Source organism: Arenimonas sp. (assembly GCF_047602345.1).
GTDB lineage: Bacteria > Pseudomonadota > Gammaproteobacteria > Xanthomonadales > Xanthomonadaceae > Arenimonas.
Genome location: NZ_JASGHN010000010.1, coordinates 218,255 through 230,042, shown reverse-complemented (window position 1 = coordinate 230,042; position 11,788 = coordinate 218,255). Strand labels below are relative to the sequence as shown.

13 protein-coding genes are annotated in these 11,788 nt (G+C 66.3%); 8 read left to right on the top strand and 5 right to left on the bottom strand.

The window, feature by feature from the left end; translation table 11 throughout:
* Window positions 1–56 precede the first annotated feature (56 nt).
* The gene (locus QM707_RS13815; RefSeq protein ID WP_415002456.1) at window positions 57–827 is read left to right on the top strand and encodes a rhomboid family intramembrane serine protease; all 771 of its coding nucleotides are present in this window, start codon (window positions 57–59) and stop codon (window positions 825–827) included.
* 67 nt (window positions 828–894) lie between these two features.
* On the top strand, window positions 895–2,085 hold the full coding sequence (locus tag QM707_RS13810) for a GGDEF domain-containing protein (protein WP_415002455.1): 1,191 nt from the start codon (window positions 895–897) through the stop codon (window positions 2,083–2,085).
* Between the two features lie 15 nt (window positions 2,086–2,100).
* On the opposite strand, the gene QM707_RS13805 is transcribed toward QM707_RS13810, so the two are convergent.
* Both QM707_RS13805 and QM707_RS13800 read right to left on the bottom strand, forming a co-directional pair.
* Entirely contained in the window at window positions 2,101–2,736 is a 636-nt protein-coding gene (locus QM707_RS13805; RefSeq protein ID WP_415002454.1) for a DUF2238 domain-containing protein, read from the bottom strand.
* Window positions 2,737–2,746: 10 nt separating this feature from the next.
* Complete coding sequence (locus QM707_RS13800) at window positions 2,747–3,226, bottom strand: Lrp/AsnC family transcriptional regulator (RefSeq protein ID WP_415002453.1); 480 nt, start codon at window positions 3,224–3,226, stop codon at window positions 2,747–2,749.
* Between the two features lie 124 nt (window positions 3,227–3,350).
* Here QM707_RS13800 and phhA point away from each other — a divergent pair, with 124 nt between their 5' ends.
* Together phhA and QM707_RS13790 are read left to right on the top strand one after the other, a co-directional pair.
* Window positions 3,351–4,238 carry a phenylalanine 4-monooxygenase gene (gene phhA, locus QM707_RS13795; RefSeq protein WP_415002452.1) on the top strand — a complete coding sequence of 296 codons (888 nt, stop codon included), beginning with the start codon at window positions 3,351–3,353 and terminating at the stop codon, window positions 4,236–4,238.
* A gap of 68 nt (window positions 4,239–4,306) precedes the next feature.
* Window positions 4,307–5,395: a M23 family metallopeptidase gene (locus tag QM707_RS13790; RefSeq protein WP_415002451.1), complete on the top strand. Its 1,089-nt coding sequence runs from the start codon at window positions 4,307–4,309 to the stop codon at window positions 5,393–5,395.
* 10 nt (window positions 5,396–5,405) lie between these two features.
* Here the strand turns inward: QM707_RS13790 and QM707_RS13785 are convergent, their stop codons facing one another.
* Window positions 5,406–5,840, bottom strand: a complete 435-nt coding sequence (locus QM707_RS13785; RefSeq protein ID WP_415002450.1) for a hypothetical protein — start codon at window positions 5,838–5,840, stop codon at window positions 5,406–5,408.
* 131 nt (window positions 5,841–5,971) lie between these two features.
* On the bottom strand, window positions 5,972–6,673 hold the full coding sequence (locus QM707_RS13780; protein ID WP_415002449.1) for a hypothetical protein: 702 nt from the start codon (window positions 6,671–6,673) through the stop codon (window positions 5,972–5,974).
* On the opposite strand from QM707_RS13780, the gene QM707_RS13775 reads away from it, so the two are divergent.
* Genes QM707_RS13775 through QM707_RS13765 form a run of 3 tightly spaced genes read left to right on the top strand, consistent with a single transcriptional unit; the run spans window position 6,657 to window position 9,391 of the window.
* Window positions 6,657–8,015, top strand: coding sequence for a sensor histidine kinase (locus QM707_RS13775; RefSeq protein ID WP_415002448.1), 1,359 nt, complete (start codon window positions 6,657–6,659; stop codon window positions 8,013–8,015). The genes QM707_RS13780 and QM707_RS13775 overlap by 17 nt on opposite strands.
* Complete coding sequence (locus QM707_RS13770; protein WP_415002447.1) at window positions 8,012–8,644, top strand: response regulator; 633 nt, start codon at window positions 8,012–8,014, stop codon at window positions 8,642–8,644. The genes QM707_RS13775 and QM707_RS13770 overlap by 4 nt, the downstream gene beginning before the upstream one ends.
* Window positions 8,645–8,692: 48 nt before the next feature.
* Window positions 8,693–9,391 carry a 2OG-Fe(II) oxygenase gene (locus QM707_RS13765; protein WP_415002446.1) on the top strand — a complete coding sequence of 233 codons (699 nt, stop codon included), beginning with the start codon at window positions 8,693–8,695 and terminating at the stop codon, window positions 9,389–9,391.
* Here QM707_RS13765 and QM707_RS13760 read toward each other — a convergent pair.
* On the bottom strand, window positions 9,360–10,646 hold the full coding sequence (locus QM707_RS13760) for an MgtC/SapB family protein (RefSeq protein ID WP_415002445.1): 1,287 nt from the start codon (window positions 10,644–10,646) through the stop codon (window positions 9,360–9,362). The two genes, QM707_RS13765 and QM707_RS13760, sit on opposite strands and share 32 nt — an antisense overlap.
* A 68-nt stretch (window positions 10,647–10,714) precedes the next feature.
* Between QM707_RS13760 and QM707_RS13755 the strand changes: the two genes are divergently transcribed.
* Window positions 10,715–11,728 (top strand): class 1 fructose-bisphosphatase, encoded by a 1,014-nt coding sequence (locus tag QM707_RS13755; protein WP_415002444.1) that lies wholly within the window; start codon window positions 10,715–10,717, stop codon window positions 11,726–11,728.
* The last annotated feature ends 60 nt before the right edge of the window (window positions 11,729–11,788 follow it).

The following is an 11,788-nucleotide window of genomic DNA, read 5'->3' as shown; positions in this document are numbered from 1 at the left end:
TGGGGTGGCGGCGTCGGCGCCCTTGCGTTGGCGTCGCCACGCCCCATGTTCTGCGTATGCAATTGCACGATACCGACCCTGATGCCGAACTCGCGGCGGCCCCGAGCGTACTGGCGCGGTTCAAGCGTGCGCTGAACCTGAGCCTCGGGGTCATCGTGCTGCTGGGCCTGTGCTTCTTCGCCCAGAACGCCTGGCCTTGGACACAGGCTCTGGCCATACAACCGCAACGCGTGGAGGGGCTCGTCGGCATCCTGACCGCGCCGCTGATGCATGGCTCGGTCGGCCACCTGGGCTCGAACGCGTTCTCCATCCTGGTGTTGGGCACGCTGACCGGCACGGTCTTCCCGCGCGCAACCCTGCGCGCCCTGCCGCTGATCTGGTTCGGTGCGGGACTGGGGACCTGGCTGCTCGGCACCCAGGGTTTCCATATCGGTGCCAGTGGCATCACCCATGGCCTGGGTTTCATGATCTTCACGCTGGCCCTGCTGCGACGCGATCGCGCTTCGCTGTCGGCGGCGATGATCGCCTTCTTCTTCTTCGGTGGCATGCTGCTGACGGTGTTGCCGCAGGAGCTCGGGGTGTCCTGGGAATACCACTTGTCGGGCGCCCTGATGGGCCTGTTGGCGGGCGTACTCTGGCGCCGTGCAGACCCGATGCCTCCCCGGCGCCGTTACAGCTGGGAAGACGAAGAAGAGGCCGCCAACGACGACGAGGCGCAGACGCTGGAGCCGCCGCGACCGGACGATGTGCCGGTCCTCTGGCAGCGTCCCGAAGAGATCCGTGGACAAGTACTGCCCTTCCGCCGGCGTAACGAAGGCGATCCGTGACGTAGCGCACGTTTTCCGGGCGTAAGCTGGTGCGAGCTTTGCATCGTTTTCCCCGATAGGGGGTCGCGTGGCCTGGCAGTTGGACATCCGCACGTTCCTGGTACTCGGTGCCCTGCTGACGGCGCTGATCGATGTGCTGCTGCTCGTGGTCTGGCGCAGCCTGCCGCGCGCCGTGCGGCCCAGCCTGCGCTGGTGGCTGGCGGCGATGCTGATCTATCCGTTCGCGTTCGCCCTGCTGGGCCTGCGCGGTCAAGTGCCCGATCTGGTCTCGGTAGTGTTCGCCAATACCCTGGCCGCCGCCGCGATGAGCTGCAATGCGATCGCGCTGCGTCTGTTCTACGGCGTGCCACGCCGCATCCTTCGGCTGGCCATCATCACCGTCCTGGTGATGGCGAGTTCGGCCTGGTTCGTCTACGCCTGGCCCAGCCTGCATTGGCGCATCGTCGCCACTTCGCTGCTGATGGCCCTGCTGATCGGCAGCAGCGCGCGCGCCATCCTGCGCCGCCATGGCCCGCGCGGCGCGATCCCGTTGACCACGGCGGTTATCTTCGTCGGCGGCACCGCGCTGATCGCCTATCGCGCCATTTACGAACTGGCTACGCCCCTGCTCGTCGATTCCTTCTTCCAATTGCCGCCCGGACAGAACTGGGCCTTCGTGCTGCTCGGCCTGCTGCCCGTGCTGAGCACGGTCGGCTTCCTGCTCATGTGCACCGAACGCAGCCAGCAAGAACTCGAGCGCGCCGCCCAGCTCGACTACCTGACCGGCATCTACAACCGACGCGCGATCGAGGACCTCGCGCGCCGCGCGATCGCGGCCTCGCGCCGGCATGGCATTCCGATGGCGATGATGATCGTCGACGTCGATCACTTCAAACGCATCAACGACCAGTTCGGCCACGAAACCGGCGACCAGGCCCTGATGGAGACGGTGCGGCGCCTGCGCGAGAGCCTGCGCAGCGAAGATCTGGTCGGCCGCCTCGGCGGCGAGGAGTTCGTCGCCATCCTGCCCAATACTGATGCGGCCAGTGCGTTGGCCGCCGCCGAACGCGTGCGCATCGCCTTCGCCGAGACGCCGATGCAGTTCGAGGACGACGCCATGACCGTCACCATCTCGGCGGGCGTGGCCCTGCTCGCGCCCGGCGACCAGCAGTTCAGCCACCTGCTGCGGCGCGCCGACCGGGCGATGTATGCGGCGAAGAACGCCGGCCGCAACCAGGTGATGCTCGATGGCGGTTCGCCGATGGAAACGGAAACCTGATATCGGATTCCGAGCTTAGTTGCGCACGACGCCCAGCTGTCGGTCGTGCAGCTTCGACCACATCAGCTGCGAGACGATGGCGCCGCAAAGACAGAGGAACATGTCCCATTGCGTGTCCCAGACATCGCCCTGGGTCGCGAGGTAGGCGTCGGCGTCGCCGCCCATGAGCAATGCCGCCCACCATTCGATGAATTCGAAGAACGCGCTGAACGCGAGGCAGGCGCTGGCGACGAGATAGAACAACCAGCCGCCGCGCTGCAAGGGCGTGCGCCGCAGCAACAGTTCGCGCGCGAGGATCGCCGGGATGAAGCCCTGCGCGAAATGACCGAGCCGGTCGTAGTGGTTGCGCTTGAGATCGAAAACCTCGCGAACCCAATCGCCCAGCGGCGTTTCGGCATAGGTGTAGTGGCCACCGTAGATCAGGATCAATGCGTGCAGCGCCAGCAGCCAGCACAGCAGTCGCGTCAACGGAAACCGCCCCCAAGCCCACGCGATCAGCGGCAATCCCGCCGCCACCCAGATCACTTCCATCGCCCAGGTCAGGCGGTCGTGCGGCGCGAGCCCGGAAATCAGCAGGACCGCCAGAACGCCGAAGAACAGGATCTTGCGTTCCGCCGGCGCGGGCGCTTGGATGCCGTCGTTGCCGATCATGGCTCGCTCCTCAGGTCAGATGGTCCAGCGTCAGGCGGCGCCGCTGTTTGACGGCGCGCAGCACGAAGCTCGAATTCACGTCGGCGACGCCGCCGTCGTTGAGCAGGCGATCAAGCAGGAAGCGGGAGAAATGATCGAGATCCTGCACGATGACATGCAGCAGATAATCCATGTCGCCGGTCAGCGCATGGCAGGAGGCGACTTCGTCCCAGGCATTCACGCGGCGGGAAAACTCGGCGATGGCATCGGCGTCGTGCCGCGCCAGCTGCACGCGCACGAAGGCCTGCAGGCCGAGCCCGACCCGCGCGGGATCCACCGCCGCCGAATAGCCGGCGATCACGCCGGCCTGCTCCAGGCGCTGTACGCGGCGCAGGCAGGCCGAGGCCGAAAGATTCACCCGTTCGGCGAGGTCGGCATTGCTGATCCGCCCTTCGGCCTGCAACACGGCCAACAGGGCAAGATCGGTGCGATCGAGACGAACTTCGTCCATCGTTGCGCGATAGTCCTATCTGATCGAATAATCTTGCGCCATTCGGTCGTTCAAGCGCAAGTTTGCAAGCTCGTTGCGCTGGAAGGCGCCTAAAATCGTTTCCGCCTCCTTCCGACCGACCGCCATGTCCAATCCCCAGCGTCTCGAGCACCAGATGACCGACAAGGGTTTCGTGCCGGTCTATACGACCGCTGTCGTCGAACAGCCCTGGGACAGTTACACCGCGATCGACCATGCCGTCTGGGGCGATCTGTATCGACGCCAGCGCGAGATCCTGGTCGATCGCGCCTGCGACGAGTTCCTGGCTGCGCAGGACGCCATGGGCATGGGCGAATCGGCCATCCCGAAGTTCTCCGAACTCAATCGGATGCTGCAGAAGAAGACGGGCTGGACCTTGGTCGGCGTCGAGGGCCTCCTGCCGGAGCTGACTTTCTTCGAGCACCTGGCCAATCGGCGCTTTCCGGTGACCTGGTGGATCCGAAAGCCCGAGCAGCTCGACTACCTCAGCGAACCGGATCTCTTCCACGATCTGTTCGGTCATGTGCCGCTGCTGATGATCCCGGTGTTCGCCGACTACATGCAGGCCTACGGCTGCGGCGGCGTGAAGGCCCATGGCATCGGGCCCGAAGCCCTGGCGCAACTGACGCGGCTGTACTGGTACACGGTGGAGTTCGGTCTCATCAGGACCTCGCGGGGACTGCGCATCTACGGGTCGGGCATCGTCAGTTCGAAAGGCGAGTCCATCCATTGCCTCGAATCGCCGGCGCCGAACCGCATCGGTTTCGACCTCGCGCGCGTGATGCGTACGCGTTACCGCATCGACACCTATCAGAAGACCTATTTCGTCATCGACGGCTTCGATCAGCTGATGCGCGCGACCGAGCCGGATTTCCGGCCGCTGTACGCCGAGCTGGCGCTGCAGGACAGCATTCCCGCCGGCGATGTCCAGCCCGGCGACACGGTGTTCAATCGCGGCACCGGCGAGGGCTGGCTCGCCGACGGCGACGTCTAGCGCGGAGCGCTGCAACGGAACGGCGCCCGCCGGTATCCATCGTCGCATTGCCCGATGGAATACCGCCGATGCGCTACCGCTTTCTCCTGCTGTCCCTGCTCCCTCTCGCCGCCCTGGCGGCCGATGACGGCCCCGATGTGCGCATCGCGGCCGAGCCGGCGACGATCCGTTTCGAACGTTTCGGCGATCATCGCGCTCTGAACTTCGAGCTGCGCATCGACAATCGCAGCGACGTCGCCGTAGCGATCGATCGCCTGCAAGTCAGCGCCTACGACGCGAAGGGCGAGCTGTTGCTGCGCCGCTTCGTCGATGGCAATGGCGTGCGCCCCAGCGTGCAGACCTTGGGTGGGCGCGACATCGCCGCTGGCGATGGCCTGACCGTATTCAATCCGTTCGAACGCTTTCCGGCCGAACTGCCGATCGCGCGCCTGAGCTATCGCGTCGAGTTGTCGAACGAAGACGGCAGCCGCAAGGCCGCGCGCGACATCGACGTCGCGCCGAGCGACTATCGCAACGGCCAGTCGCTGCGTTTGCCCCTGGCCGGTCGCATGATCAACTACGACGGGCACGACCTGCTCGGTCATCATCGCCGTTTCGACGTGCATTTCGCCCCGATCGCGGCGATGGGTTTCACGCGAAACTTCATGCGCTACAGCTACGACTTCGTGACGGTGGACAAGTCCGGCGAAATGTTCGCCGGCAGTTTCGCCCGCAACGAAGACTGGTTCGGTTTCGGCCGGCCCATCCTGTCCGTCGGTGACGGCGTCGTGGTCGCCGTCGCGAACGACGAGCCCGACAATCGCAGCTTCGACCAGTCGCGACTCGCGGCCGAACCGATGGTGCTTTTCGGCAACTACGTGCTGGTCGATCATGGCCATGGCGAATTCGGCGTGTACGCCCATGCCAGGCAGGGCAGCGTGCGCGTACGACCCGGCCAGCGCGTGGCGCGTGGCGAAACGCTGGCCGCGATCGGCGCCTCCGGCAGTGCGTTCTTCCCGCATCTGCATTTCCAGCTGCAGTCCGCGCCAGGCATCGATGCGGAAGGGCTGCCCTCCTATTTCGACGGCTTTTCGCGGGTGATCGGCACCGCGCGCATGGCCCGGCAACAGGCGACGGTGGATACCGGCGAAATCGTCGAGTTCGTGCCGGCGCCCTGACGGTCCTGCCTCAGGTACCGCCGAAACTGCCGCTGCCGTCCGCGTCGTCGTTCGGTTCGCCGAGGCTGGACCAGCGGGGGGAGCGTTGCTGATTGAGGAACTCGTCGTATTCGGCCTTCGCTTGGCCGGGCCGGGCCCAACGCAGGGGATCGGCCCCGTACTGGTCCTGCGCGTACTGCACGGCCTTGCGGCTGACGTCGAAGGTCGCCACCGCGAATGGCGTCTCGTCTTCGTCGAGCCGCGGGAACCCGTAGAGATCGGCATGCCCGGGCGCGCCCACGTCCTGCACGTCGAACACCCACAGCTCGATGCCATGCAAGGTGGCCCGCAGCTCCAGCCAGCGCACGCCACGAACGCCGGACAGGGTCACCGGACCCGCGTATTGCTCCACCCGGCCACCCCGCACGAGCTCGGAAAACAGTTCCGCCTGTTCCAGATAGGCCATGGCTCACCTCCATCCCGGCCACAGCATAACCCTGGCTTCAGGCAGGACGACATGAGCCTCGGCTTCGGCTGCGCCTGCGGACAGCCTGCGTTACGGAAACGACATGGCGATCGGCCCGGTGTTCGTTCTGATCAGCCGACGGCACCGGCGACACGCGGCGATCGCTTGGGCAAGTATTTGCGCGTCAGCCAGGCGCCGGCGACGAAAGCCACCAGCAGCGGTCCGAGCCAGGCGATGTTCTGCAAGCTGCTGCCGCCCAGTTCCGGAAAGAGCCGCGGCAGTCCGATCGACAGGAAGGCGATGTGCGTGGCCACGCCATTGCCCAACATCGCCGTCAGGTGTTCGCGCAACCACCAGCGTGGATCTTCCGGCGCGCGACGGGCGAACCGCCACATGCCGACGAAGCCCGCGAGACCGATTCCGGAGAACGCCGTGATGATGAGTTGCATCGCCTTGGCCTCGAACAGGCCGACGTAGGCGATGCCCAGGCCGCTGGCGAGATTGAGCCACATCAGGCCGCGATAGACCGGGCCGGTGTACCCGCGCCAGTCGCGGCGGTCGCGGATCGCGCGCCAACTGTTCCAGACTGCCGTGACCGAGATCACCAGCAGGTAGAGCAGGAAGCATCCGATGACGATGCGCCCGCTGGCCATGATGCGCAGGCTCATCGGCAGGGCTGCCGCGAGCAATCCCGCCATCGCCAGCAGATAGAGCTTGCCCGCGCCTTTGTGCAACGGGCTGCCCTTGCGCGAGAGACCGGCGATCCAGAACGTCGCCAACGCCAGCGTGCCGAGACCGGCATGGAACAGCGCGAGAATGGCATACAGGCTCATGGCCTTCGTCTCCACCGATGCACGGCGATTCGTGCCGGGCCAGTGTCGGCGCCTCCTTCGTCATGAACAGGTGCCGACGGTCATCGCCCCGACCTGCCGGAAGTCACTTTCTTCGGTCGCCATCTTGTTGCGGCGGCTCGGCGGTCGCACTCTGTACGCGCGCCGCAATATCGCGACGCGAGCCACGAGGCGCATTGCGATGGACTTGTTGCGGGGCAACGACTGGCGGGCGCTGTTCACGCCCCTGGCGCTGGCGGCCTATCTCGCCATCCTCGTGGTCGCGCTGTCGGCCCTGCGACCGGCGCCGGTCGGCGTCGCGCCCTTGTGGCTGACGATCGTTTCCCTGTCCGTCTTCACCCTCGGCTTCGCCACGATCATGGTGCGCGGCGAATGCGAAGACCTCCGCCTGAGCCGGCTCGTGCTGGCGATCATGCTGTTGGCGGCCTTCGCCATCTTCTGTCGCGGCCCGGCCGGTCTCGCCGGCATCCTTTTCGTTCTCTGGGCCAGCGTGCTGGCGGTGAACACGCAGGGCTGGCGGCTGTTGTTGATCCTGACAGCGGTGAACGGCGCGTTGTTGTTGTTGCTGATGCGGTACTGGGGTCACGATCTGCGCGATGCGTCGATGTTTCTCCTGGGGTTCGCCAGCTTCCAGGCGTTCGCCACCCTGGTGATGGGCATGACGGTTCGCGCCGAACGCGATCGCGACGAACTGGCGCGCGTGAACGTGGATCTGCTTGCCACGCGTTCGCTGTTGGCAGAATCGGTGCGCGATTCCGAGCGCTTGCGCCTGTCGCGCGAGCTGCACGACATCGCCGGACACAAGCTCACGGCCCTGAAGCTCAATCTGTCGGCCCTCGCGCGCGACCCGCGCTGGCGCGACGAGCAGGCCGTCGCCCTGTGCGCCCAGCTCGCGGACGAGCTGCTGGCCGATATCCGTAGCGTGGTGCAGCAGTTGCGCTTGCACGACGGCATCGCGTTGCGCGAAGTGCTGCAGGCGTTGGCGGCGCCGTTCCCGAAACCGCGCGTGCATCTGGAGTTGGCCGACGAAGCGCGCGTCGCCGATCTCGGCCAGGCCGAAGCGGTGCTGCGCACGGTGCAGGAGGCGTTGACCAATACGGCGAGGCATTCGAACGCCGACAACCTCTGGATCGTCCTGCGACGGGTCGATGGCGCACTGACGCTGGACATCCGCGATGACGGTCGCGGCGCCGGCGAACTGGTATTCGGCAACGGCCTGGCCGGCATGCGCGAGCGCTGGCAGAACCTCGGCGGCTTGCTGCGCGTGCAACGCGGCGAACATGGCGGCGTGCAGCTTCTTGCGACCTTGCCGGCGCGCGCATGAGCATCCGTCTCGCCCTCGCCGACGATCAGGCGCTCGTGCGCGGCGGACTGAAGGCCTTGCTGTCCGGGTTCGCGCAACTGCAGGTCGCGATCGAAGCCGAAGACGGCGAAGCCCTGTTGCTCGCGCTGGAGGCGGCACGCGTCGATGTCGTCCTGTCTGACATCCGCATGCCGGGAACAGACGGCTTCGCCATGCTGCGGCGATTGCGCGAGCGCGGCGATGCGACGCCGGTCATCCTGTTGACGACCTTCGACGAAAACGACCTGCCCCTGCGCGCCAGCGCGGCGGGCGCCCAAGGTTTCCTGCTCAAAGACGCCAGTCCGGAGGACTTGCTGGACGCGATCACGCGCGTGGCGCGCGGCGAGACCCTGCTCGCGCCGGTCTCCACCGACCCGGTCCGCGCGCGTTATTCCTTTCGCGACCAGGCGCCCCCGACCGACACCTTCAACGAGCGCGAAGTGGCCATCCTGCGCCTGCTGGCCGGCGGCTATTCGAACAAGGAAATCGCCCGTGCCGTCTTCCTGTCGGAAGGCACGGTGAAGAACTACGTTTCCGAGATCCTGGACAAGCTCGGCACGCGCGACCGCACCCGGGCGGTGTTGAAAGCCATCACGTTGCGGATCATCTAGGCGTTCCGGGATATCGCCTTCGCCGGCCGCTTCGGCGATCATGGCGACATGGACACGCCCGATTTCATCGAAATTTTCCCCGACGCGCTGTCGCGCGAAGCCTGCGCGGCGCTGGTGTCGCGCTTCGAAGCGTGCGGCCAGGCGTCGCCGGGCATCGCCGGCACGGCGGTACAGCCGGAAGTGAAACGCAGCGACGATATTTGCGTGTCGATCCTTCCGCAATGGCGCGACGCCGAAGAACAGCTGTATCGCGCCGTCATCCCGGGGCTGCGCGCCTACGCCCGCAAGTACCCGCACCTGTTGCTGGCCTCGATCGAATACGACTGGACCGAACCCGGTGGCGTCACCCGATCCATGCGCGCGGAAGACTTCGCCGCGCTCAGCGATCAGGCCCTCACCGAAGTCCTGGCGGAATCCCTGCGCCCCGGCAAGATCAACCTGCAACGCTATCGCGCCGGCATCGGCGGCTATCCGCGCTGGCACTGCGAACAATCGCCGCTCGCCCCGCAAACCGAAGCCCTGCATCGCGCCGTGCTGTGGACGATCTACCTCAACGACGGGTTCGAGGAAGGCGAAACCGAGTTCCTCTACCAGCAACGCAAGATCGTCCCGCAAACCGGCGCCTTGCTGATCGCACCGACCGCCTTCACCCATACGCATCGCGGCAACCGCCCCCTGGGTGGCGACAAGTACATCGCCACGAGCTGGATCCTGTTCAAGCGCGCGGACCAGATGGTGAAGCGCTGAGCGCCGGCGCGTCGCCGGACTTGAGCGGCGGTAACAGCAGTTGCGTCGCGAGGACCGCCGCCAGCATCGCGCCCAACCCGAGGCCGACGCGCATTCCGAAGCCGCGACCGCCACTGACGAAAGCGACCACCGTCTTCGCCGACGCGCTGGCGACGAGAAGGCCGAGTAAACCCCAGCGCGCCTGACGCGCATCGAGCACGCCATCCAGCGACAGCTGCGCCAGCGACGCGACGGCCGCGTGCAGTTCGGCCAGGGCCGCGACCACCGCAGCCATCAGGGCTCCGCGTGCGCCGAGCCAAGCATTCATCGCGGCCGCGAAGAAAAGCACCGCGCCTATCAATGCCGCCATGCCCAACGCGTGCGTGAAGCGGAACATGCGTGCCTGCGCGGTCGGTGCCTGAACATCGGCCGCGTCGCCCCCGCGCATCCCGAACAGTCCGCCGACAAGCAGGACTGCGCCGCCAGCAGCCAGTTCCGGCAACAAGGTCGGCAATAGCGTGGGCGAAACGGCCAGCACGATCGGCACGACCAGGCTTAGCGAAGCCAGGTTCGCCAACATCGCCGCGCCGACGCTGGCGCGCAGTAGGGTCGGTGTCTGACGCGCGCGTTGACCGAAACCGGCGATGGCAGCGGTCGAAGACACATAACCGGCGAAAAAACCGGCGACCGCCAGGCCCCAGCGATTGCCGATCAGGCGCAACGCCACATGGCCCAACGCACCGATGGCCATCACCAGCACCACCAGTTTCCATAACGTCGCCGGATTGAAACCGGCGAACGGGCCGAAGTCGCGGTCCGGTACCAGCGGCAGCACCACCAGAGCGGCTGCCAACAGCAGCAGGCCGTCGTGCACCTCGCCTTCGCTGAGCGCCTGCTGGGTGAAGCGATGCAGGCTCGCCTTCGCGTAGAGCAGGCCGGCCGTCACCACGGCCAACCCCGCCGCCAGCTGCGCCTGTCGGCAGGCCAGGGCGCCGAGCAGCAGGGTCAGGAACAGGGCGATCTCGCCTGTCAGGCCGCGATCACGATCGGATTCGCGCCAATAGCCGATCAGGATCAGGCCAGCACCGAACAACAACAACACCAGGAAGACGGTCGTCCCGAGACTGAAAGCCACGGCACCGAGCAAGGCGGCCAGCGCATGCGTGCGCAGCCCGGCCAAGGCATCGGGATGCTGGCGTTGGCGCACCGCGCCGATGAGCAAGCCCAGGCCCAGGGCGGTCAACAGCGGCAACAGGTTCGCCTGCGTCTCGGGCATATCGAATCCTCTGCGCCGATTCTGCCATGCCCGGTAAAATGGCCGCCTTGCCGACCCCTGGATCCCGCATGAAACCGATCTCGCTGACCCGCTTCCTCATCGAGGAACAGCACCGCGGCCACATCAATGCCGATCTACGCCTGCTGATCGAGGTCGTCGCGCGCGCCTGCAAATCGATCTCCACCGCCGTGGGCAAGGGGGCGCTGGGCGGCGTGCTCGGCGAAGCCGGGACGGGCAACATCCAGGGCGAAGCGCAGAAGAAACTCGACGTGCTGTCGAACGAGATCCTGCTCGAGGCGAACGAATGGGGCGGGCACCTGGCCGGGTTGGCCTCGGAAGAGATGGATCATTCGCACCCGATCCCGAACGCTTACCCGAAAGGCAATTACCTGCTGTTGTTCGATCCGCTCGATGGCAGTTCGAACATCGACGTGAATATCTCCGTCGGCACGATCTTTTCGGTGCTGCATTGCCCGGACGGCATCACCGAACCCGGCGACGAACATTTCCTGCAGCCTGGCACGGCGCAGGTCTGCGCCGGCTACACCACCTACGGCCCGAGCACGATGCTGGTGTTGACGATCGGTCGCGGCACGCATGCTTTCACGCTCGACCGCGAGCAGGGCAGTTTCATGCTGACCCAGCGCGACCTGCGCATTCCGGAAGAGACCAAGGAATTCGCCGTCAACATGTCGAACCAGCGCTTCTGGGAAGCGCCGATGCAGGCCTATGTCGGCGATCTGCTGCAGGGCAAAGAAGGCCCGCGCGGCAAGGACTTCAACATGCGCTGGGTCGCGAGCATGGTCGCGGACGTGCATCGCATCCTGACGCGCGGCGGCATCTTTTCCTATCCGCTCGACGCCAAGTGCCGCGACAAGGGCGGCAAGCTGCGGCTGATGTACGAGGCCAACCCGATGAGCTTCCTGGTCGAGCAAGCCGGCGGCGCCGCGAGCACCGGGCGACAACGCATGCTCGAAGTGCAGCCAAGCGGCTTGCACCAGCGCGTGCCGGTGTTCCTGGGTTCGAAACGGGAAGTGGAGGCCGCCGTGCGCTATCACCTGGAGCACGACGCCGGGAAGTGAGCGCACGACGGCGTCGCGTTCGCGCACGGCTGTGCTAGGGTGCCGCTGACGTCCGCCCGA